Consider the following 24173-nt stretch of genomic DNA (forward strand, 5'->3'; position numbering starts at 1 on the left):
ACGAAGGTCGGGTACTTTATTTATCAGCAGGTATTAATGAACCAATTAACTGTACAAAAATGAAAATTATTAGTCTAATAGCCTTTAGTTTATTGTCTTTTGGGGCGTGTGTGGATGGGACCATAGAAATCCCGGAAGATACGCCAATCCTGATCGAGGCGCCGGAACCCGAGCCTCCGGGCGAATTGGATAACCTCGTTATCGGCGTATACTGGCCGCCTACGTGGGAGCAGGTAACCGATGCGCAGTTTGATATGCTAGCCGATGCACATGTGGACATGTTGCAGTATGTCATTACGTATACTGAAGCACAGAATATGACCATTCTCGATAAAAGCCGCGATAGGGGGATGCGTTCCATTATTTTTGACGCGCGGGCTTACGGTTCTGATGCGGAGCTTGCCGACATGGTGAATGCATACCGCTCGCATGCCGGACTGGGCGGGTACTACATCAAAGATGAGCCGTCTCCCGCCGAACTGGATTGGGCGGCAGCGATTTATAATAAGATTTACGAATTAGACGCGGATCATATTCCGCACGTGAATCTTTTTCCGAGTTTCGCGACCCACTTTACCGAGGGGATCGATTACAAAAATGATTACATGCAAGGCTGGATCAACCGTGTAGGGGGGGCAGCCCGGATGAAATTCCTGTCGCTTGATGTATACCCATTCATGGCAGATGGCACGTTCAACCCTGTTTATTACCATGAACTGGATAGGTTGCGGTCTGTGGCGCTTGAGAATGGCGATATCCGCACATCGGCTTATCTGCAATCGCTGGGCGTGGAAGGTGCATACCGGCGGCCCAATGAGCATGAACTGCGGTATAATGTATATTCCATGTTGGCATACGGCATTAAGTATCCGGTATGGTTTACCTATTGTACGCCGGATAACACGGTGAACGAGACCTTTACAGAGGCTATTATTGATCGGGATGGGAATAAGACAGATCTGTATGTACCATTTAAGACCCTCAATGGCGAGATGAAGGCGCTTGGCAGCAAGCTGTTCGTTATGCAATCACAAATAGTTTACCATACAGGCGAGGGGGTACCCTCCGGTGTGGAGAGCCTGCCCGCCGAGTATTTTGTACAACCGGATAACCCGAATGAGGATTTGCTTATTGCACAGCTGAAAAACTGGCCGGAAGGTGGCAGGAATTACGCAATGATTGTAAATAAGTCGCTTACCGAGGCTAAGGAACTAACGTTTAACATCGCAGGTTGGATTACCGACATGGATGAGGTTTCAAAAACTACCGGATCCGAAAATCCGATTACCATCAATGAAGGGAAGGTGACGCTTACCTTTATGCCCGGAGAGGGCCGGCTTTTCGGCTTCAAGCCGTTCTAATCTGACGTAACGAAAAGCCTCCCCGCTATGCAGCTGCGTAGCAGGGAGGCTTTTTTAATGTTGGTTTGTGTAGCGCCTGCCATGCAACCTAATCCGGTTGGTTATCCATCACCAAGGTTTGGTTGTTGCCTTGAAAGGCCATCCGGTATTCTTTTGGACTTTGCCCGGTAATCTCCCGGAATTGCCGGTTAAAATATGATAGATTCTTAAAACCGCATTCGTAGCAAATCCGTAGGATATCCCATTCTTCGTTGAGCAGCAAGTTGGTGGCATGCGTGATACGGACGTTGTTGACAAATTGCGAGAACGTTTGTTCCATACGTCGCTTGAAATACCGGCAGAAGGCAGCATCGTTGAGATGGATAAGGCGGGCAGCGGTCTTGCTGTCGAGGTCATCCCGGAAGTTTTCGATCACATATTTGAGCACCGGCTCCAACCGCGCTGAATCTTTATTAGTTAGCTTCATCGCCGATTGCGTCTCGTTAAGCACCTTTATATCCAGTGGCGGCAGCCGCGATACCTCGTTGAGCAATTGCAGGAATGTGATAAGTTCGTCCATCCCACTTTGCGCGGTGACGTGTTCGAATAGCTCATAGATGCGGGGCGGCACATACTGGATTTGAAGGCCAAAAGACGATTTGTTGAGTACCTCTTTGATTTTGATGTAAGCTGTATTCTCGAAAAAACCTTGCCCTAAGAAGTCGTCCTTAAAAAAGATGGCCACCGCATGTGCGTTTTCGCCCTGCTCGATAAATCCCTTTTCGTTATAGAAACAGTGCCCGAAGCCCGGCCCAAAAAGGTACACATCGCCTTCTTGGAAGTTCATCATCTGTTTGCCAGCGTAGAGCTTGCCATAGCTTTTTTTAATCCAGATCAACTCATAAAGGTCATGGAAATGGAAAGGCGACGTAAAATACGGCTGAATGTACTCCTTGATGAGGAAGCCTAAGCCCGCGGGGTGAGATTGGTGTTCGAAAATAACTTTCATAATCGGTCCCTTAAACTGGATATGTATGATAGAGGATCGTTTTTGCATTGCATAATTAATCATTTGCCACCGGATTAACAAATTCCATGTTGTTTTTGAGTCATAGGTAAATATTGTGTCGGTTATAGCAAATGGGGTGGTGTCGTGCCGTTCAGATACGCGGTACTTTTGCTTTATCCGATTAGGTAACCAAATGAAACAATATAGACAATTGGAACAGAAGCGACAGGGCGATGGGGCAACCACGCTGCTAGCGTATGCATAACAGGATAACTCGATTATAAACGACAGTATTATGAATAAGACAACACCAAGGCGGAAATTCATTAAGCAACTGGCCGGGACCACCATGGCCATTGCAGCAGGCACGACCTTACTTAAAGCAGAAGATGGGCCTGACATGGCGGTGGCCAACAAGGACGATGCAGATGCGGCAATGTGGCAAGCATCCGAAGATTTAACTTGGGATACCCTTCGGGGCCATTTCAGAATGAATCTGACGCTCGATCCCCCCGTGCAAAAATGGGAGAAGCAATCGGATGATAAGATTGATGGGATAGCCGGTGAATATCGGGGCAATGGATACCTGCTGAAGATTGAAGCGGTAGAAAAAGCGCCCCAAACGGTAATCATAAATTTCGACCTCTTCCGCCCAGATGGAATACCTTTCAAAATGCTGGAAAATCGGATCGAATGTAAGACGAGTTATGCAGGCGTTTATAAGTTGTTTACCACCGGAATGATGGCACAGCAGAATTACCGCGTCGATCTTCCATTCGTTTTTCACGGCCATTCTCGTGCGCAATTTGAGCATCCCGTTATATGGATGCAGGAAACAGACGGAACCAACACATTGACGATTGGACTCTTGGAACAAATCCATACCTGTAATCAGGAAGGATCGACCTACAGCCCTGAGAATGGCGGTGAAGCACCGGGGATTGCAAACAGTTATGTGCGTGCCGTGTTAAATCGCGCGGTCACCACCGGTGAGCCGATTACGCACTATAAGGATGGCATCTATATAAACGCCAATACCGGTTTAACCTGGTTTGAAGCATTACAGGATTACAGCACCGCTGTTGATAAGTTTAGGGACTTCAAGCCCGACCCCATAAGCGATTGGGCATTGAATCCCATGTGGCATTCATGGTATGCCCACGCCGACCGTATTGACGAAGCACGCATTCGGAACGATGCGCAACTTGCGGCTAAATTGGGGGTTACCACCATAGAATTGGATGCCGGATGGAATATCCCTTGGGAGTATGGATATTCTTTTGACACGGACGGCGATTATTTCTTTGACAGTGGCCGATTCCCTGATCCTGTCGGCATGGTAAAAGAGATGCACGACAATGGTCAACGGGTCATATTGCATGTGGCACCCTTTTTAATGGGTAAACAGGCCAAAGTCTGGCCAACGATGAAGGATTGTTTGTTGAAGGTTGATGGGAATCTGCAAGCTTATCTCGATCCGCGTTTGAAGAAAGTACATGATTATTTGTTGGATGCTTGGGCGTATATGTTCAACACATACAACATTGACGGGTTATGGTATGATTTTCTGGAGATACCCGAAAAAGCGGATCCTGTTCCAGCTGGTACTCCGACCGTTTCGTCGGACCTTCACGTGGCGTACACGTTGCTCATGCAGCGGCTCTATAAGAAAGCCCTTGCGTGTAATCCCAACGCGGTTGTTATCTTGAGAAGGGGATCTGCCAACCTCAATGCCAAGACGTATTGCACGCATGTTTGGCCCATGGACGTTCCTCAAGACTATAATATGAATCGGCGAGATGTCGTGTTTCTCAAAACCTATGGAGAGGGCGTATTAACACACGCATGCTGTACGAGCTGGGCAATTAGTGAAAGTGATGTCAATGTTGCCAGGCAAATGGCTAGTATTGTCCTTGCAGGCGTCCCGGCCTTTTCGGTCATCCTTCAGGATTCACCAACGACCCATAACCAAATCATTAAAGCTTGGCTGGAATTTTATGAACGCAACAAGGAAGATCTTGTGCTGGGGCAATTGACGCCTTTGATCCCCACACCACCGTCCGCCATCTTGAAAATTGTGCGCAACAGACAGACATTCTTTGGCTTTTTTGAAGCGGTACCAGGCCTCGTAACCGTGGAAGGGGCCCGCAAAATCACTATCATCAATGCGTATACCAATCGGACAACAACCCGGGTTGAAGGTGTTACTGGACAATGGAAAGTGGAGGTTTACGACCAGGTGTGGGAAAAGGAACAGGTCATTTCGCTGACAGCCGATGAAAATAACGGCCTAAACCTGAACCTGTCAGCATCGACCGGGTGCCATACCGTGACGTTGACTAAATTAGATAGTTAAAATTGATTGTGTATGTGTCGGGTATGCTTTTTAAAAACAATAATGGTAAGCAGGTGGCCCCCCAGTTTTCCTCATTCTTCCTTGAAGTAAATAGTGTACCGTTAATCGCAAATTCAGTGGTGTTAAGAGAGCCCGCCGACGTCTATTTTTGTTTTATCATGGGTAATAACAGGTGGGAAGCATGAATTGCCCGATAAAAAATGCGTAACTAGATTATCATGCTCGTTTTTCACAATGAGTGGATTACCTAACCGCGCGGGTAAAATGAGTTTCGATGCGAGTTGAATTAATTTATATTTAAATTTATGTTAACATGAAAGGGACAAATTCATTTATAGTTAATTTATGTCTTGTGTTTGTCAACTTGGCTGTCCCGTTGATGGGATATAGCCAGCAGAAAATGGAGATAACCGGTATTGTCACCGACACCGCTCAAAATCCCCTTCAAGGAGTTTCCGTTAGCCTGAAATCCAATGGTGCCGGTGGTACTAGGACGAACGAAAGCGGTCGATTTATTTTCGAGATCGTTAAGGGTGACATCCTTGTCTTCTCGAATATCGGCTTTCTGACCAAGGAGGTCGTAATACAGGACGATTCGCGACTGCAGGTTGTACTGGAGGGTGATACGAGCTTGATGGATGAGGTGGTGGTGGTTGCCTATGGGACACAAAAAAAATCGGAGGTCGTGGGCGCGGTTACTAGTATTAACCCTTCAGAGCTTAAAGTGCCATCGAGTAACTTGACTACGGCGCTGGCTGGTAGGTTGGCGGGTGTGATTGCCTATCAGCGAAGTGGGGAACCGGGACTGGACAACGCCGATTTTTTTATCCGTGGGGTCACCACTTTCGGCTATAAGAAAGATCCCTTGATTCTCATCGATGGGGTGGAGTTCTCTGCCACAGAACTGGCTCGACTTCAGCCGGATGACATTGCGAGTTTCTCCATCATGAAAGATGCGACAGCAACGGCCCTGTATGGCGCCCGCGGAGCAAATGGTGTCATACTGGTAACGACCAAAACCGGAAAGGCAGAAAAGGCCAGCATCAGCCTGCGGTATGAGAGTTCGCTGTCGGCGCCCACAAAGAATATTAAGTTGGCGGATCCAGTCACTTATATGAAGCTGGAAAATGAATCGGTACGCACGAGGGGTTTTCTCGATGTCCCCTATTCGGAACGCAAGATCGACAATACACTAACCGGTGCCAACCCATGGGTATATCCGGCAACGGACTGGATGAAAGAGTTGTTTAAGGAATATGCGCGCAATCAGCGGTTTAATCTAAATGTAACGGGCGGAGGTGACGTGGCCCAGTATTATATTGCGGGTACCTTTAATCAAGATAATGGCGTATTGAAAGTGGACCCTCGTAATAACTTCAACAACAACATTGATCTGAAAAGTTATTCGCTCCGGTCCAACGTGAATATCAAAATCACGAAAACAACGGATGCGGGGGTTAAGTTATACGGCAGTTTCGACGATTATCAGGGCCCCATTCACGGCGGCGCCGAGATGTACCGTATGGTGATGCGCACCAGTCCTGTAATGTTCCCAGCATATTTCCCTGCCGACGAAAAGCATCAGCATACGCGCCATATCATGTTTGGAGGGCATTCGACCGGAAGTTATGTCAATCCGTACGCCGAATTGATGAAGGGGTATATGGACTATAACAAATCGCTAATGATGGCCCAATTTGAAGTGAAGCACAATTTATCATACCTAACGGATGGTTTGTCTTCACGCGCCATGGTCAATACCAACCGGTATTCGTTTTTTGATGTTTCCAGATACTACAACCCTTTCTATTACGAAGTGTTGAGCTACGATCGGTTTACGGATGATTATGCAATCGACGCGATTAATCCGAATGGTGGAACCGAATACTTGGGATACCAAGAGGGTCCGAAAACCATACAAACCAACCTATATGCCGAGGCCGCCCTCACTTACAACCGTACGTTTAATGACACCCATGGTGTTAGCGGTCTGCTCATCTACACGATGCGCAACTACCTGGAAGGAAATTCGGGCTCGCTCTTGAGATCGTTACCCTATCGAAACCTGGGGTTATCGGGGCGGGCTACCTATTCCTATGATAACCGCTATTTCGCCGAATTCAATTTCGGTTACAACGGCTCAGAGCGGTTCTATAAAGACAACCGATTTGGCTTTTTCCCTTCGGCGGGCGTTGCCTGGACCGTTTCGAACGAACGTTTCATGGAACCTTTGAAAAACACGGTCACGAACCTGAAATTGCGAGCCACCTACGGACTGGTCGGAAACGATGCCATTGGCGGACCCCTTGACCGGTTCTTCTATCTATCTACCGTCGACATGGATAATGGAAGCAGAGGCAGTGTTTTTGGCACCGATTTAACGTATGGCCAGAATGGCGTGCTGGTTTCGCGTTATGATAATAAATTGATTACCTGGGAAGTGGCGCGGAAGCTGAATCTGGGCCTTGAACTTAGCCTATTGGACAAACTGGAACTTCAGGTTGATTATTTTACTGAATACCGGGATCGGATACTGATGGATCGCGCTTCCATTCCGTCGACCATGGGGCTTTCGGCACCCGTGCGGGCGAATGTCGGTGAAGCCGCCGGTAAGGGTGTGGATATATCGCTGGATTTTTCTTATACGTTTTCCAACGGTCTATGGGTCATTAGCCGCGGCAATTTCACGCATGCGACAAGCCAGTACAAAGTGGTGGAAGAACCGGAATATGACGATATCAACCTGTCGCGGCTGGGTTATTCCTTATCACAGAGCTGGGGGTACATCGCCGAGCGGTTGTTTGTGGACGAAGCGGATGTATCCAATGCGCCTGTACAAGGTTTCGGCGTTTACATGGCTGGCGATATCAAATACCGGGATGTGAACGGCGATGGGCAGGTAACGACACTGGATCAGGTACCCATTGGATACCCTACCACACCGGAGGTGATTTATGGCTTTGGCTTTTCATCCGGCTATAAGGGCTTTGATTTTTCGTGCTTTTTCCAAGGCTCTGCGCAGTCATCGTTCTGGATTAATGCAGGGGGGTCTACCCAGCCCTTCGTAAACGGGAATCAGTTGCTCGACGCGTACGCAAACAGCTATTGGTCTGAAGATAACCGTGATATATATGCGACTTTACCCCGGCTAAGCCGTACCCTGAATGGCAACAATGCACAACTCAACACGTGGTTTATGCGGGATGGTACCTTTCTTAGGCTTAAGTCATTGGAACTGGGTTATACCCTGCTCCCCCGGTTAGTCGAACGGCTACACGTAACCAACCTGCGCGTATACGCGTCTGGTACCAATCTGATGAACTGGAGTAAGTTTAAGCTGTGGGATGTGGAAATGGGCGGTGAGGGACTGGGATATCCGGTTCAACGTGTCTATAATTTAGGACTTCAACTGTCATTTTAATCGCGTATATTATGAAAAGGATACGAGTTATAGTTTTAGCTTTTTCACTGGCGGCAGGCTCCTGTGGTGAATACCTTGACATTGTCCCGGACAATGTTGCGACCATTGAAAATGCCTTCACCATGCGGAATACCGCGGAAAAGTTCTTGTTTACCTGCTATTCTTACCTTCCTAAAGGAGGCAATTATGTTTGGGATCCCGCCGTATTGGGTGCGGATGAACTATGGACCATCCGCGAATATGGGTCGAACCAGGTGCTGCGCGGATTCCAGACGGTAGCGGATCCCTGGTTCGACTATTGGTCGGGGCGCGATGGTGTAGCATCCTTGTATATGGGGATACGTGACTGCAATATTTTCCTGGCCAATGTTGATCAGGTACTTGACGCAACCGAACTGGAACGCCGGCGTTGGGCGGCAGAAGTGAAGTTCCTCAAGGCATACTACCACTTCCATTTACTGCGCTATTATGGTCCCATTCCGTTGGTCCGTGAAAACATGCCCATTTCAGCGTCGGTAGCAGAAACCAAAGTGAAGCGGCAGCCCGTTGATGATTGTTTTGCCTATGTCGTGGAGTTATTGGATGAAGCCATACCGGAGCTGCCCCCTATCATCCAGGCCGAGGCGACCGAAATGGGCCGGATAACCCGGGTTATTGCGCTATCCGTGAAAGCAAAGGCATTGGTGCTTGCTGCCAGCCCCCTTTTCAATGGCAACTCGGACTATGCAAGTTTCAAAGGCCGCGATGGGACGGCGTTCTTCAACCAAACCGTCGACCCAGATAAGTGGCGTATCGCAGCTGAGGCATGCAAAGCGGCGATAGACGCCGCGCATGATGCCGGGCACAAGCTGTATTATTATCACGAAAATGAACCAAACGCCTCATTTGTCTCGCCGGAGACGAACGTGAAGATGAATATTCGATATGCGGTTACCGACCGGTGGAACCCCGAGATCATCTGGGGGAATGTGAAGAGCCTGTCTGCCGAAAATCAACGGGAAGCACAAGCCCGCTTAGACGGGAGCACGTCGGGGTTGTCGGTTTCTAGTACGTTGGGAGCCACCCTCAAGATGGTGGAAATGTTCTATTCGAACCATGGTGTACCGATTACCGAAGACAAGGCTTGGGATTACGGGGGGCGATACGATTTGAAATCGGCAGGGGCGAGTGAGCGGTATTACATTAAAGAGGGATACCAGACGGTTAAGCTCAATTTTGACCGGGAACCTCGCTTTTATGCTTCACTGGGATTCGACGGCTCCATTTGGTATGGCCAAGGGCGGCTGAACGAAGCGAATAGTTGGTTTGTCGAGGCGAAGTTCGGGCAGAATGCGGGCGGCATGCCAATGCATGGCTATTCCGCTACCGGATATTGGCCAAAGAAACTAGTCCACCCGGAAAGCGTGTATTCGTCTACGGTCGATTTTTCGATCGTGAACTATCCCAATCCGGAAATCAGGCTTGCCGACTTGTATTTATTATATGCCGAAACCATCAATGAAAGTCAGGGCCCCGTTGCCGAAGCTCTCCATTATATCGATGAAGTACGGGCCAGAGCCGGGCTGGCCGGCGTCGAGGAATCGTGGTCGGCTTATTCCAACCGGCCCGATAAGTACACGACCAAAGAGGGATTGCGTGAAATTATCCATGGTGAGCGTGCCATCGAATTGGCTTTTGAGGGACACCGGTCGTGGGATTTAAAGCGATGGAAGAAATCCATGGACGAGCTCAACTACCGGATACAAGGTTGGGACATCACCCAGGAGGAAGCCCGGGCATACTATACGGTGTCTACAATCTTTAATCGAAAGTTTTATTTTCGTGATTACTTCTGGCCTATCAGGGAATTGGAACTGGTAAGAAACAAGAACCTCGTGCAAAACCCGGGTTGGTAACCATCCCATAAACATATAAATTAGTTAACGAATATCATGAGCAAAGTAAGATTTCTGATCGGATGGTCGTGGTTGATATTTTTTGCAATCGCGTGCAAGGAAGAGTTGCCCGCTCCGATTTTAACGGCTGGGGGAAAACCGGCTCCTGTATACCAAGTGGAAGTGTCGAATTTGCCAGGCGGCGCTAAGCTCCAATACGAATTGCCAGACACCGAAGATTTGTTGTACGTGAAAGCGGTTTATGAATTTCCCGAGGGATACTTCCACGAGGTGAAAGCTTCGGCCTATGTGGATACGTTGGTAATCGAAGGAATCGGTAATACAAACGAACGCGAAGTGACGTTGTATGCGGTTAGTCGTTCGGAGGTTGAATCTGAACCGGTTTCGGTTAAGATAAGCCCGCTTACACCTCCGGTTGATCAAATTGCATCCTCGTTTGTGTTTACACCTACCTTCGGTGGTATTTCCGTTGGTTTTGAAAATGTAGACACAATCAACGTTGTCATCAGTCTCTTGAAGAAAGTAAACGATGAATGGGTACCCGTCGACGAATTATATACAAAAAGGCAGCAGGGAACCCTGACGGTGCGGAATCAGGAGGCCACGGAAATCCTGTTTGGTGCATTTGTGAGGGACCGATGGAATAATAAGTCAGATACGGTGGAAGTATCCCTCACGCCACTTTTCGAAATACAGATTCCTAATCCGGTGCCTATTACAGCGCTTCCCGGAGATTATCACCTTTTCTGGGGCGGGTTGGATTACAGCAAAATGGTAGATGGCGAAGTATCCACGACGATGGAAACGTGGTTAGACAATGCCACGCCGATGCCGCAGTCCTTTACGCTCGATTTTGGAGTTCCGACCCAATTCAGTCGTTTCAAATACTTTATGTATCCGGTTGGCGCACACTATGAGTTCAATTATGCGTGCCCTGAAAAATGGGAGGTTTGGGGAGCCAATGAATTGACCGACGATTGGAATAATTGGACGAAATTGATGGATTGTGTGGCCGTGAAGCCATCAGGAGCACCCTTGGGCGTGATGACACAAGAAGACCAGGAAGCGTCGCGGGCGGGGCTCGATTTCGACTTTCCGGTAGGAACGCCCGCTTATCGTTATATCCGATGGAAAACAACGAAGACATTTGGAGGTATGAGATCGGTCGGCATTGCTGAGCTCACTTTTTGGGGAAATCAAACGAACAACTGAGATCATGAATTTACGTAATATAACGATTCTGGGCGTTGTGCTCTTCACATTAGCTTTTGTGTCCGGATGTAAGGAAATGGATGATACCTACCGGGATTATATAGCCGAAGGCGAAGTTATCTATGCCCAAAAAGCTGATTCCGTCAAAGCCTATCCCGGCAGGCACCGCGTTAAATTGTCGTGGCCGATCGGACCGGACAAAAAGGTGGTAGGGGCATTGATATCATGGAATAATGGTGAACAGCAAATGGACCATCAGATCATTCGAGAGCCGGGAATCGATACAGTCCACGTGTGGCTTGCCGGACTGGATGAAGGCGGTTACCCCATCGATGTGGTAACGTATGATAAGTATGGGAACCATTCGGTCAAGATCAGTACGTATGCAGAAGCATTTGGGGATGATTATGAATCGCAACTGGTGAATGGAGTGCTGCGGTCCGCGGGCGCTGATGGCACCACAGCCCGCCTCGAATGGTATACGAATACCACGCAGGATGCTGCGGCGATGGAGGTTGTTCACATGGATCAAAATGATCAGACGCATATCACCACGCTGCCCTTGGGGGAGAATATACTGGAACTGACCGATTATAAGCCCAGTTCGGTTATCGAGTACCGAACGCTGTATATCCCAGGCGGTATCGCGGTCGATACGTTTTATTCCGAATACCATTCGGTGGTACCTGCGCCGACACCAAAAAAGTTGCCGAACCCGACACCGATTATGACACTCCCCGGCGACTATAATCAATTCTATGCCGGCTTGGACTACAGGTATTTCGTCGATGGCGATGTTACCAATATCGGTGAGACCGCCGTCACAGAAGCGTCTGCATTGCCCCAATCATTTACCCTTGATTTCCATGTGCCTACGGCCTTCAATCATTTTAAGTATTTCATGTGGCCCACCGGTGCATCCTATGAGTTTGCCCATGCAAGCCCGGAAAAATGGGAAGTATGGGGCAGTAATGAGTTGGACGGCGATTGGCGTGCATGGACGAAGATTATGGATTGCGTTGCGATTAAGCCGTCCGGTTCGCCTGTAGGCACGTTGACAGCAGCGGATACCGAAGCATCGCGGGCGGGCCTTGAATTTGAATTTCCCGAAGACACTCCACCTTATCGCTATCTTCGTTGGAAAACAACGAAAACGTTTGGCAACGTTCAGGCCGTAGGAGTCGCCGAAATCACGTTTTGGGGGAATCAAGAAACGCCGCTTCGGCCTATTGAATAATATGCGAACTTGGCCGTTGGAGACCATACTCTGAGTGCGTTTGTAAATACTGTATCGGTAACTGCAAATGGGGTGGTGTCGTCGCATTCAAATATCCAATACATTTGCTTAATCCGGTTAAGCAAACAAATGGAAAGAAATAGGGAAAATAAGCAGAACGGTAGCCAGAAAAATTCACGGGCTATTTGCGCATTCTTGCCGTAATGGAAAACACTCGAAGAGAAATAAGGCTCGTCATCCTGTTAATCGTTTGTATTGTTAACGGCCTCGTTGTACGGGCCAATGATAAACCGCAATTCGACTGGGGAGCGGCTCCGTTTGTTCCTGTCGACATCGAGGTTGCCGACGGTAAAATCATATTGTATAGCGAAGGTCAACAAGTAGATTTTTCGGGCGATCTATTTAAGCTGGACGCTGTAGGCCGCGTCAATGCCGAGTGGTCCAAAAAAGAAGGCGATTTCATTACTTTGTTCTTAGCTGTCAGCGCATCGGCGGAATCGCGATTAAACAAGGTTACTTGGTTTTCGGGCGTTTGGGAAGATGGTGTTGAAAAAGTAGTTCATGCTACGGCGCTCATGGATAACACCGTGTTTCTTCGCAAGAATGGAATTTCCTTTTTTTTATCCTTAGATTTTCCTTACAGCAGGATAGATAGCTCAGGCATACATTACCCTCCGGGCGTGATGCTACATGAAGGCCGAACGTATAATGCCCACACGTTGAGTATAGGCGCATGTAATCTGTCGGGAGAAATGATTGGAGCATTCGACCGCGCCGAGATTGAAGCGGTCTCTACGTATATTGAAAAGCGATTTACTTCGCGCTTTCAGCGCCCGATGGTTTTGTCTGCAAGTATAACCAACCAGATGACAGATGTGCGCGATAATCGCATCTTTTACTCGATGTATGATAACCCGACGATAGCTTTAAGCCCCGAGTTGGTGGAAGAGGACCTGCGATTGAACGCGGAACTCGGTATTGAATATTACCAGGTATTCGAAGGTGTATTTGATTGGCCCGACGAAGATCTTACGGGTAATAACATGCGGAGTTTACAGCGTGCGGCGCGATCCTTGGGCGTAAAGATGGGTGATTATGCAGTTCCCCAAGGACTATATTGCCCCCATTACAACCACCATCACCGGGCGTTAGATAGGCCTGATTGGTTGATCCGGGATGTTGGCGGAAATACGGGACCTGAATGCTTGGGCGTAAACGAGTATGTCGACATGTTGACGAGTCGGTTAGTCGCACATAATAAAAAGTATGGCTTGCAAATTATATGCCTAGATTTTTTGAACATTCGATCCTGTTATGCAGACAATCATAATCACCCCGTTGGCGACACTTACCAGCAAATATTGGGGCTGGTAAACATGATGGGCGCATTAAATGAATTAGACGAAAACTTCCTGGTTTGGTCAAACAGTGGTAATTGGATCGAATTGATGCCGAAATTAATCTGGTATAACCCTAATGTCTATCTAACGGACCCACATGTGCGGGAATATGCACCACATTTGAATATACTTAAGAACCTAGGCGATGGTCGCCGGGAGCAAATGGTCACCGTGCACGAGCAGTATTTTGTTCCTTATACGGCTTTTACGAATTACGAGTATTATCTTGCCCCAAATAGTAGGTTGGCTGATCCTCACGTGTTTGAATATAGTTTTCTTCAAGGACTCGCTGTTACCCCCAATATTGGCTTGGGCGAAATTCGGTCTTTCTTAGACCGAATACCCAGCAAAGATAATTTGCGCGTCAAATCATTTATCAAATATTGGCTGGAGTTTGTTCGAGAGCACTACGATGTATGGAGGTATACAAGCCGGTTAGGTGATCCGCCGGGCCCAGGTGCTGCAGAAGTGTATGGCCATATGAAAGAAGACCGGGGTTTTCTGTGCTTCGTCAACCAGAACGCCTTTCCCGTGAACAAGAAATTAGTGCTCGACGGCACGATGGGGTTGTCAAGTGGTACGTCATTCGTGTTGTCGGAAATTTATCCCAACAGGGCCCCTATTATCGAGCAACCGATACCTTTTGCACGTATGGGTGATACGATTAAATTCACGTTGGAGCCTTACTCGGTCCGCATCGTGGAAGTGGCTCCACGAGAAACTGCGCCAACGGAGCCCACGGTATACGGCATAACGCCGTTACGCATAGATGAGATAGCGGGCGGGTACCGCTTCGCCCTGACAGTACGTCAAGGTATTGGAAAGGAAATAGCGGTTGTATTGCCTGAAGGTGAGAAGGTCACCGATGTTTTTGCCGTACAAAAACAGACGGTACCTATGTATACTTTTCCAGTGAGTGCGAAAATAATTGATAAACAGGGAGCTATTGCCCGAATTCGTATTCAAGGGCCGAGGGAGGCAGCCCCCACGGCACTCACCCAATGGCGCGTAAATGGCGATCCATTGTATCGGACGTTTCCATCTGCCGAGCGGGAAGGGTTTCTAGGTGCATATGTTCATAATGCCTTTTCGGAAGACTATGAAGTATGGTTGACAGTTAAAACCGACAACATTACAGCTGCCGGCCCAACAACACCTGTTTTTTATCGCAAAACAACACTACAAACAAATGAAGCGGCCGACGCGGCCTCGGTAACGGGAGAGGCATCGTACCAAACACAATTTACCTTGCCGTTTATTGAACGTTATGGACAAGACCGAAACCAACAAGACGACGCGATCGTCGAGTTAGGCTTTTCCAATCCAGCGGCTGTGGTGATAAAGGAAGTCAAATTAAATGGAGCCCAAGTGCCTATCAAGACCTTTGCCAATGCTAAAAATCCCACGCACAAGACCCATTATATTGAGTTGAAAGGGAATGTGGTGCCTGGGGCGGTCATGTTGGAACTTGTGGTGGAATACGTGGATACTAAAAAAAATGTAAAACATGTTAATTGAAATGAAGCTGAATCTTAAGTATGGAATGTTAGCGGCACTCACGATGTTGCTTTTTAAACCGGCCCAGGGCGATACGGACCTGCGCATCAGAATCGAATGGAAGCAGGGACAACAAGCGGGTATGATTGGGGTTGATAATGGTAGCATTTCACGGCTTACAATTCATAAGGGGCGTGGGAAGGTGGCCGAAGACCACTACCATTTTACGCGGGATGGCAACAATGCATTGGTTGTTGACTGTGAGGACGTAAACCTGACGGTAGGCCCCGGCTCGACGGTGATAACAGTCGATAACCAGCCTAATGCCTTTTCGTTTTTCCTGCGAGACGTGACATCGGATTATCCCATTTATATACCGGCCTACGGTGTGATGGTGCTGCGCGCCGATGATCCACGGTCGTACGAGGACGTGGAACGCGCGGTTTTGTCAAGGAAATCGAAAACCAAGATCCAACAGCTTACCGATTCGCCAGAGGAGGCTTCGTTCGCTTCCGTTGAAAATCGCACGCGGGACATGTCTGTACCGACATGGTTGGGCACAAGCCGTGATTTCCGGATTTTTCAGATTACGGAAGCATTGTCCGATCAGTCGCCCGGCGAGGCCAATATCATCTCTCCGCGAAGGTCGGTTTCGGCGGTAACGCTGCCCGAAGCCGGAGACCAAGCGGCAAATTACCTCTACACTGTAGGACGTGGTGTCGGCGTGCAAGATAATATTTCGCGTCGCCTCGATCAGGGGTCGCTGCCCATATTGCATAGTACCTTGACCGACGACGATATCCAATACCACTCGACCACCTTTGTCTCGTTTGAAAAATCGGCCCTTTCGTTGGGTTCCCGGTTCGGTACTGACTTTTTGGTGGCCGACAGCCATAGCGGCGGGCATATGTTTACGGAGGACCAAAAGCAATTGCTCGCGGAGCGGCAGGGTGAAGTGCTCAACCCGGATGAAGAAACCGTGTTGTATTTCCGGTCGGAAGCGGTCAACACCGGTACCGTGCCGCGATATGCCTGGTTCAAGGCCCCACGGCCCGGCACGGGTTGGCACCATAGGAATGAATATACGTTCGATGCAACGACAGGCTTTTCCACTTACGCTTCGGGGCGGGTGTTCTGTATTTCCCGTTTGAACGGCGAACCTTTGCAGAACGAGGAAATCGCTGTCTTGGTAGCGCCGGGCGAAAAGGTGGTGTTTGAGTTTTGTGTCCCCCATAGCCCTGTCGACAGCGCCCGGGCTACGGCACTGGCCAGCCAATCGTTCGACCAACGGTACACCGAAGCGAAAAAGTTCTGGCAAGACAAGCTCGCCCAAGCGGCGACCATCAAGCTACCCGAAAAGCGGATCGAAGAAATGATCAAGGCCGGTCTGTTACACCTCGACCTGATTACCTTTGGCAATGATCCCGATGAGACCCTGGCACCGAACATCGGGGTATATTCGCCGATCGGCACGGAGAGTTCGCCGATTATCCAATTTTACAATTCGATGGGTTGGCAAGATATCGCCAAACGCTCGCTCACCTATTTTTTGGATAAGCAGCACGAAAATGGATTCATCCAGAATTTCGGCGGCTATATGGTCGAGACCGGCGCGGCGCTGTGGACCATGGGCGAATACTTCAGATATACCAACGATACAGAGTGGGCGCGGGAGGCGGCATCCAAGCTGTTGAAATCGGCCGACTATCTCATTGAGTGGCGCAACCAGAGCAAGAAAGGCGAGCTGCAGGGTCGGGGCTACGGGATGATCTCCGGGAAGGTTGCCGATCCGGAAGACCATTTCCACCAGTTTATGCTGAACGGTTATGCATATATCGGTATGGGCCGGGTCGCCGAGGTGCTTGCTGCCATCGGTCACGGGGAGGCCGATCGGATTGGCAAGGAGGCGGCCGCCTGGAAAGCGGATATCCGCGAGTCGTTCTTTAACGTAATGGCGCTTTCGCCGGTTGTGCCTTTGGGTGATGGCACGTGGTGCCCCACGGCGCCGCCATGGACCGAGGCCGTGGGTTTACGGGCACTGCACGTGAAGCCGGAAGTATTCTGGTCGCATGGCACGGTCACGGTGTCAGATGCGATGCTCGGGCCACTCTACCTGGTGTTCTGTGAAGTGCTTGATGCGGATGAGCCGGCGGCAAGGATGCTGTTGGATTACCACAGCGAGCTGTTTTACCAAGGCAATGCGGCATTCAGCCAACCTTATTACAGCCGCCACAATTGGATGCAGGCGAAGTTGGGCATGGCCAAACCATTTTTGGAAACGTACTACAGTACCTTCGCGGCATTAGCCGATCGGGAAACATATTCCTTTTGGGAACATTTATATAAGGTGAGTCCGCATAAAACCCATGAAGAGGGCTGGTTCTTGATGGAAACCCGATGGATGCTGTATATGGAAGACGGGCGTGCGCTGGATCTATTTAAGACCATACCGCGGGCTTGGATGGCCGATGGGGAAGCAATTGTATTGGATGGTGTGCAGAGTTATTTCGGTCCGTTGCGTGTGCAAGCGAAATCGCATGTGGGAGCGGGTTACATCGAAGCGACCGTGGAAAGCACGGGTGATCGGAAGCCCGAGACGGTGCGGATCAGGCTACCGCATCCCAATCACAGCAAACCCGTTCACGTCGATGGCGGAACGTATGAAGAAAAAACGGAAAGCGTTGTGGTTACCAATTTCAATGGCAAAGCAACGGTCCGGCTAACGTTTTAAGGTATGTCTGCCAGCACAATAGATATCCTTACCATCGTCGGTTACTTTGTAATCATCATTGCCATCGGCGTTTGGTCTAGCCGCAGCAAGAAAGCAGATGCGGCGCAATACTTCACCTCCAAGGGGATGCTGCCATGGTGGGCCATCGGCGCCGCTTACGTGGCCACGGGCCTCAACTCGGAGCAGCTCATTGGCATGAACGGCATGGGCTACCTTGTAGGCCTGCCGCTGGTGAACTCGTATTTGATTGCGGTTTTCGTCTATACGGCGCTGATTTTCGTGTTTTTTCCGCTTTACCTGCGCAATAACATCGTTACCATGCCGCAATACCTCGGTGAACGGTTCGATAAACGCAGCCAGCACGTGTTCGGCATACTGTTGCTGGTCAGCTATGTGTTTCTGAGTTTGGCAGTGGTCCTTTATGGCGGAGCCAAACTGTTTGAAGTGATTTACGATATACCGCTTTGGCAGGGCATATTGATATTAGGCTTGGTATCGGGTATCTTTACCATCTTCGGCGGCATGTCTTCCATGATCAATGCGTCGGTATTCCAATTCGTGTTGATGTTCGCGGCGGGGGGAATCTTGTTTTATTTGGGTTATGCGAAGCTGGAAAATGGCTGGAGGGACATCGTAGGCCATGCGCCGGGTGGTTTCCACCTGATGCAGCCCATGGATACGCCTATCATGCCGTGGCACGCCGTTCTCTTCTCGCTGTTCAACCTCCAGCTGTTCTACTCATGTATCAACCAAACGTTGGTGCAGCGGGGTTTCGGTGCAAAGACCGAATGGGATGTGCGCATGGCCATCGTAATTGCATTAACCTTCGTGTTGTTACGGCCGTTTTTAGAAATATTTCCGGGAATGATTGCGCGGGCACTGGCCCAAACCGGTTACCCGGAGTTTGCGGTTACGCCCGACCAAGTGGACGACGTGTACCCCATGTTGATTGCCAACCTCATCCCCAAGGGGTTGCAGGGGCTTATACTAGTGGGTATACTAGCGGCCATCATGTCGACTATTTCGGCGTTTCTGAATTCCATTTCCACGCTGTTTACTTACGATGTCTACAAAAGATGGATCAATAGAAAAGCCAATGATAGGCAGCTGGTTCGCGTGGGGATGTGGTGCACTTTCGGGCTGATGGCTTTCAGTGTGCTCTACGCGCCCGTAATCGGGAACATGGGGGGAATTTTTATTTATTTCCAGTCGTTATCTACCTACTTGGCAGTCCCTGTAGCGACCTGCTTTCTAGCGGGCATGTTCTGGAAAAGAGCTACGCCGGCCGCCTCGCTGACCGTATTGATTGCAGGGATTCCGCTGGGTGCCTTAATCCAGTTTGTAGTGATCCCGGCGTTGTTTCCACAAACCGTGATATCGGCGTATGGCCTGAATAATTTTTATGTGATAGGCGGGGTTACGCAGGCAGTTTGTGTGGCGATCATGGTAGGCGTAAGCTGGTATACCCAGCCGCGCGCGGTGGCCGAAATCTCCGGGCTAATGTGGACCCCTAGGCTGCTAAAGCTCCCCGAAAACGAACCGGATCGCCCATGGTGGCAATCGGTATGGCTTTGGTGGGGCATATTGGCCATTATTTATCTAGTGCTTTACATCCTTTGGTGGTAACTAGTTAGTGATTAAAGATGACGAATAAAAATACAGTACTCTGCCTTATGGCACATCCCGATGATGCAGAAATTCTCAGCGGGGGCCTGCTGGCCCTGCTGGCGCAGCGGGGGTGGCAGGTAACGATCGCTACGATGACGCCGGGACAAGCGGGTTCTACCCGGCTCAGTGCCGACGAAATCAGTGCGGTTCGACGCAAAGAGGCCGCCGCTGCCGCTGCCGTTATCGGCGGTGGCTACCGCTGCTTGGAATGTAAAGATGTTTTTATCTTGTACGACAAGCCTACCCTGCTGAAGGTGATTGCATTGTTCCGTGAAGTGCAGCCCGTGCTGGTGATTACCGCCAGCCCCGACGACTACATGCTGGATCACGAGATCACCAGCCATTTGGCGCAGACGGCGTGCATGGCGGCGACTATACCCAATATCGATACCCCGGGCCTACCCCTGCTGGCGCAGGTTCCGCACCTGTATTATGCCGATGCGGTGCAGGGCAAGGACCGGCTCGGGCGAGAAATCGTGGGGAGCAGGCTGGTAAACATTACGGAGGTGATGACGGTGAAGGAAGCGATGCTTTGCTGTCACCATAGCCAACGGGATTGGCTGCGCTCGATATCGCAAGTAGATGAGTTTGTGCTGCTGATGAAGTCGTTTTCGGAACGTAACGGCAAGCTGATCGGCCAACGGTATGCAGAGGGCTATCGGCAGCATTTGGGGTTCAGCTATCCACAAGAAGATTTGTTGGCGGCGGAATTAGGTTCATTAATCCACGACTACCATGCATGAAACACGAATTACCCCACGGGAGGAATACGGATTGGAGATCATCTGTATCGAAAATGACCACTTGCGGGTGGATGTGATCCCCGCACTGGGCGGAAAAATCAGCAGTGTATTCAACAAGGCATACCATAAGGAGTTTTTGTGGTACAACGCCGCGCTCGGCCTACGGGAGAACCACCCGGGCGACGACTACGACAGCAACTTTTGGGGCGGGATCGATGAGCTGCTGCCCAACGACCTACCGGAGGAAATCGATGGCACGGCCTATCCCGATCATGGTGAACTCTGGACCACCCGTTTGGCATATGAGGTCGTTGAAAATGCCGTCTCGGTATATGGGCTATTGCCATTGAGTGGGTTGCAGTATCGGAAAACGGTGTCGCTGGAGGCCGGGTCCCCGGAAATCAAGTTGGCGTACCGCCTTGTCAACCAGTCGGGCGAACGCCGGAAATTTTTGTGGAAATTGCATGCTGCCCTACGGATTGCCCGGGGCGACCGGTTGGCCACCCCCGCGCGCCAAGCGAAGGTGGTGAACGCGGCAGCATCACGCTTCGGCGACCCCGGTACGTTCAGCTGGCCCGCCATTACGGGGATAGACGCATCGGTGGTGCCAGAGAAAAATGGCACCATGGATTTTTTCTACCTATACGATGCGCCCGAAGGAGAAATGGCGCTGCTGACGGACGAAGGGAATTGTCGCTTTGCGTACCGTTATGACCAACAAGTGTTTCCCTACCAATGGTATTTTGCCTCCTATGGCCAGTTCCGCGACCATTACACGGCTATCCTTGAGCCGGCCTCCGCGATGCCCGTCCGCGTCAATGAAGCGGCCGATCTTGGGCAATGCTCGGTATTAGAACCCGGTGGCGCAATCGATACCGTGGTGACGATTTACGCCGGTGGGAATGGAAAGCATGAGCGCGTGTAAGCGGTCCAACCATGAAATAAAAAAAACAAACAACAATATGAAAATAGAATCAGTCGACTTTTTTTACTTACGGATGCCAGAAGTACTGGATATCGGGGACGGCAGTCAAGACGCCACATTGGTACGCATACGGGCCGGAGGCCTAGAAGGTTGGGGCGAGTGCGAGGCAGCGCCGCTGCCTACGATCGCTGCCTATGTATGTCCGATGTCGCACAGCGCCTGTAAGCCGGTGCGCTATGGTGTGGAGGGGATGCCGCTTAATGAGCCGGAAGACATCCGGAAAATTGGACAGAAGGTTCATGCGCACAGCTTTGATTTGTTACAGGCCGATCATACGTTGTCGGGAATTGACATTGCGTTGTGGGACCTGTTGGGCAAGAAATTGGGCGAACCGGTTTATCAGTTGCTGGGATACAAGAGGGCTTACCCCAAAACGCCGTATGCCTCTCAACTGTTCGGAGATACGCCGGAACTCACCTATGAGAAAGCGTTGCAGTCGCGGGCTTCGGGGTACCGCGCCGTTAAATTCGGTTGGGGCCCGATTGGACGCGACAGTGCCGCAGTGGATGCGGAACATTTCCGCGCAGCGCGTGAGGGGTTGGGCGAAGATGCGTACTTGATGATCGATCTGGGTACGGTGTGGGGCGAGGATGTGGCGGTAGCCCGCGAGCGGTTGACCGCGTTGAAGGAAGTCAACGCGTACTGGCTGGAAGAACCCTTTGCCAACATGGCCCTGGGTCCTTATAGCGAGCTGGCGAAAAGCGAACCGCGGGTACCGTTGGCCGCTGGCGAGGGATGTAATAACTACGTGCAAGCTGCCGCAATGCTGGATTATGCCGGGCTCGGTTTCATCCAGATTGACACGGGCCGCATCGGTGGCATCACTCCCGCAAAGCGGGTAGCCGATGACGCGGCAGCCAAAGGGATTACCTATGTAAACCACACCTTTACCTCGCACCTGGCGCTGAGCGCTTCCTTGCAGCCTTATGCCGGGCTGGAGAGGGATGTGATTTGCGAATATCCCGTGGAACCGAAGCAACTGGCGCTGGACATTACCGCAGATAAGATTGTACTGGATGTGAACGGGCAGGTTTCCGTACCCGATGCGCCGGGACTGGGGCTCAACGTGCAGCTCGGGGCATTGAAAGATTATGTTGTGGACGCCGAAATCCGCATTGGCGGGGAATTATTATACAAAACTCCCGCAATTGATGGATAACAGACGATTCGAAAACCAAGTGGCAGTCATATCGGGTGGCGCTGATGGACTGGGAAAGGCGATTGCCTTGCGGTTGTCATCGGAAGGTGCAAAGGTGGTTTTGTTCGATCGGAACGAAGAGAAGTTGTCGGAAACGGTGGCGCTGCTGGAGCGTAAGGGTGCGGAAGCGATGGGGGTAAGGCTCGATATCGGTGATGCGCAGGAGGTGGAAGCAGGCTACCGAGCAGCCACTGGAAAATTCGGACGCGTCGATGTGGTCATCAACTCGGCCGGGATCGTGGGGCCCACCAGTACGTCAATTTTAGACTATACCGTAGCGGACTTCGACCGGGTGTACCAAGTGAATTTACGGGGAGCGTTTTTGATGGCAAAGTACGGCCTGCAAGTGATGGCCCGAGCGGGCTACGGCCGGCTGCTGCTCATCGCTTCCATTGCAGGGAAGGAGGGGAACCCATTCATGGCCGGTTATTCGGCAACGAAAGCAGGCGTGATCGGGTTGGTGAAGGGCCTGGGCAAGGAATTTGCCGATAAGGGGATCACCGTGAACGGACTGGCACCGGCGGTAATCAAGACCGCGATGAATGCCGATACCGCTCCCGAGCAGCTGACTTATATGACCAGTAAGATTCCGATGGGGCGGTTGGGTACCGTAGAAGAGGTGGCAGCGATGGCTAGCTTTATCGTGTCGCCAGAAAATAGTTTTTCAACAGGGTTTATATATGATATTTCGGGTGGTCGGGCCACCTACTAACAAGTAATATGTCAAGAAAGAAAGTAGTGGTTTTAGGAGGGTCGTCCGGGATTGGGAAAGCGATTGCCGAGCGTTTTGCGAAAGAAGGATGGCTGGTAATTATCGCTTCGTCAGACCAATCTAAATTGGATGCAGCTTACCCCGGTTTGGCTGGCAGTGGCCACGAAGCTATCCAGTTGGATATCCGTGATGATGCGCGATTAGCGAATTTTGTGTCACACGTCCGTGCGCAGCATGCAGACTTCGATGTGCTCATCAACAGCATCGGGGTATCGGAGCACCTGCCCGTCCTGGAAGCCGACTTCGCGCAATGGGACAATGCTTTGCAGGTGATGTTATATGGGACGGTAAAAAGCTGCCGGGCGTTACTGCCTTACATAAAACAAGGTGGGCGTGTGATCCACATCACGTCTATACACCATGAGCGGGTGGAAAAGGGCAGCTCCGCCTACGGCATGGCAAAGGCGGCCATCACCCAGTTTACCCGTTCACTGGCACTCGAATTGGCACCGAAGAATATTTTGGCGAACACCATTGCTCCGGGCTTCATCGACACCCCCATGTCGGTAGATTGCCATGGCCAAAGCGAGCTAGAGACCGCGTGGTTTCATGATAATTACGTGAAATACGACCATTTGCCGTTGAAACGGGCCGGTAAGCCGGAAGAGGTTGCCGGTGTGGCTTATTTCCTAGCCGGGCCGGACGCTTCTTACGTGACCGGTTCGGTGGTAACGGTGGATGGCGGGCTGACGGTGACGTTTTGAGCGTT

General features: G+C 50.4%; 15 protein-coding genes. 14 read left to right on the forward strand and 1 reads right to left on the reverse strand.

The genetic code is table 11. The features are described from left to right. The first annotated feature begins 59 nt into the window (after positions 1-59). Positions 60-1361, forward strand: coding sequence for a hypothetical protein (locus tag VNQ80_RS06435; RefSeq protein ID WP_325636640.1), 1302 nt, complete (start codon positions 60-62; stop codon positions 1359-1361). Positions 1362-1449: 88 nt separating this feature from the next. Here the strand turns inward: VNQ80_RS06435 and VNQ80_RS06440 are convergent, their stop codons facing one another. Next, on the reverse strand, positions 1450-2349 hold the full coding sequence (locus tag VNQ80_RS06440) for an AraC family transcriptional regulator (protein ID WP_325636641.1): 900 nt from the start codon (positions 2347-2349) through the stop codon (positions 1450-1452). Between the two features lie 295 nt (positions 2350-2644). On the opposite strand from VNQ80_RS06440, the gene VNQ80_RS06445 reads away from it, so the two are divergent. From VNQ80_RS06445 to VNQ80_RS06505, 13 genes are all read left to right on the forward strand, one after another. Beyond that, positions 2645-4705, forward strand: a complete 2061-nt coding sequence (locus VNQ80_RS06445; RefSeq protein ID WP_325636642.1) for an alpha-galactosidase — start codon at positions 2645-2647, stop codon at positions 4703-4705. A 313-nt stretch (positions 4706-5018) separates the two neighbouring features. Beyond that, positions 5019-8126: a TonB-dependent receptor gene (locus tag VNQ80_RS06450; RefSeq protein WP_325636643.1), complete on the forward strand. Its 3108-nt coding sequence runs from the start codon at positions 5019-5021 to the stop codon at positions 8124-8126. An 11-nt stretch (positions 8127-8137) separates the two neighbouring features. Continuing rightward, a complete protein-coding gene (locus tag VNQ80_RS06455; RefSeq protein WP_325636644.1) occupies positions 8138-10021 on the forward strand; it encodes a RagB/SusD family nutrient uptake outer membrane protein in 1884 nt (627 codons plus the stop codon). Between the two features lie 36 nt (positions 10022-10057). Continuing rightward, entirely contained in the window at positions 10058-11233 is a 1176-nt protein-coding gene (locus VNQ80_RS06460) for a DUF5000 domain-containing lipoprotein (protein WP_325636645.1), read from the forward strand. Between the two features lie 4 nt (positions 11234-11237). Continuing rightward, positions 11238-12470, forward strand: a complete 1233-nt coding sequence (locus VNQ80_RS06465) for a DUF4998 domain-containing protein (protein ID WP_325636646.1) — start codon at positions 11238-11240, stop codon at positions 12468-12470. 203 nt (positions 12471-12673) lie between these two features. Beyond that, positions 12674-15388: a hypothetical protein gene (locus tag VNQ80_RS06470; protein ID WP_325636647.1), complete on the forward strand. Its 2715-nt coding sequence runs from the start codon at positions 12674-12676 to the stop codon at positions 15386-15388. A 1-nt stretch (position 15389) separates the two neighbouring features. Then, positions 15390-18098, forward strand: coding sequence for a hypothetical protein (locus tag VNQ80_RS06475; RefSeq protein WP_325636648.1), 2709 nt, complete (start codon positions 15390-15392; stop codon positions 18096-18098). A 3-nt stretch (positions 18099-18101) separates the two neighbouring features. After that, positions 18102-19724, forward strand: coding sequence for an SLC5 family protein (locus VNQ80_RS06480; protein ID WP_325636649.1), 1623 nt, complete (start codon positions 18102-18104; stop codon positions 19722-19724). Positions 19725-19741: 17 nt separating this feature from the next. Continuing rightward, a complete protein-coding gene (locus VNQ80_RS06485; RefSeq protein WP_325636650.1) occupies positions 19742-20509 on the forward strand; it encodes a PIG-L deacetylase family protein in 768 nt (255 codons plus the stop codon). After that, the gene (locus tag VNQ80_RS06490; RefSeq protein ID WP_325636651.1) at positions 20502-21434 is read left to right on the forward strand and encodes a hypothetical protein; all 933 of its coding nucleotides are present in this window, start codon (positions 20502-20504) and stop codon (positions 21432-21434) included. The genes VNQ80_RS06485 and VNQ80_RS06490 overlap by 8 nt, the downstream gene beginning before the upstream one ends. 37 nt (positions 21435-21471) lie before the next feature. Continuing rightward, the gene (locus VNQ80_RS06495; protein ID WP_325636652.1) at positions 21472-22653 is read left to right on the forward strand and encodes a mandelate racemase/muconate lactonizing enzyme family protein; all 1182 of its coding nucleotides are present in this window, start codon (positions 21472-21474) and stop codon (positions 22651-22653) included. Continuing rightward, positions 22646-23404, forward strand: coding sequence for an SDR family NAD(P)-dependent oxidoreductase (locus VNQ80_RS06500; protein WP_325636653.1), 759 nt, complete (start codon positions 22646-22648; stop codon positions 23402-23404). Before VNQ80_RS06495 ends, VNQ80_RS06500 begins: the two co-directional genes overlap by 8 nt. An 8-nt stretch (positions 23405-23412) precedes the next feature. Beyond that, positions 23413-24168 (forward strand): SDR family oxidoreductase, encoded by a 756-nt coding sequence (locus VNQ80_RS06505; RefSeq protein ID WP_325636654.1) that lies wholly within the window; start codon positions 23413-23415, stop codon positions 24166-24168. The last annotated feature ends 5 nt before the right edge of the window (positions 24169-24173 follow it).

This window comes from Parapedobacter sp. (assembly GCF_035556095.1).
Taxonomy (GTDB): Bacteria; Bacteroidota; Bacteroidia; order Sphingobacteriales; family Sphingobacteriaceae; genus Parapedobacter.